The organism is Pseudarthrobacter sp. 10T415 (assembly GCF_056394175.1).
The window spans coordinates 1-621 of sequence record NZ_JBFTHJ010000060.1 but is presented as its reverse complement, the minus strand read 5'-3'; the positions used below and the strand labels follow the sequence as shown (position 1 = coordinate 621).

The 621-nt window shown below is 61.6% G+C and carries 1 protein-coding gene and 1 pseudogene; both read right to left on the bottom strand.

Features of this window, described 5'->3' with window-relative positions:
* A pseudogene (locus AC1DBN_RS21440) lies at positions 1-281 on the bottom strand (lipoyl synthase); the annotation flags it as partial.
* A 55-nt stretch (positions 282-336) separates the two neighbouring features.
* Positions 337-621: L-serine ammonia-lyase, iron-sulfur-dependent, subunit alpha (locus AC1DBN_RS21435; protein ID WP_477723594.1), on the bottom strand; the 285-nt coding region annotated here is incomplete at its 5' end.

Sequence of the window (621 nt, the reverse complement as noted above, 5' to 3'; positions counted from 1 at the left end):
TTGCCGGTGTCGATCTGGCAGAAGTCGCAGCKGCGGGTGCATTCGGAGCCGCCGATGAGGAAGGTGGCTTCTTTGTCTTCCCAGCATTCGAAGATGTTGGGGCAGCCGGCTTCTTCGCAGACGGTGTGGAGGCCTTCTTTTTTGACCAGGTTCTTGAGCTGGACGAACTCCGGGCCCATCTGGACTTTGGCCTTGATCCATTCCGGTTTACGTTCCACCGGGGTGGCCGCGTTGCGCTGCTCGATCCGCAGCAACTTCCGGCCTTCGGGTGCCAATGTCATGATCGATTTCCTTTGATTGGGTGGTGCCGGTGGTTGAGCTCGTCGAAACCTTCGGTCAGCATTCGACGACGTTGACGGCGAGGCCGCCCATGGCGGTTTCCTTGTATTTGGAGGACATGTCCTTGCCGGTTTCGCGCATGGTGATGATGACTTCGTCGAGGGAGACCCGGTGGGTGCCGTCGCCCCAGAGCGCCATCTTCGCCGCGTTGATGGCCTTCGCCGCGGCGATCGCGTTCCGCTCGATGCACGGGACCTGCACCAGCCCGCCGATCGGATCACACGTCAGGCCCAGGTTGTGTTCCATCGCGATTTCCGCGGCGTTCTCCACCTGCGCCGGGGT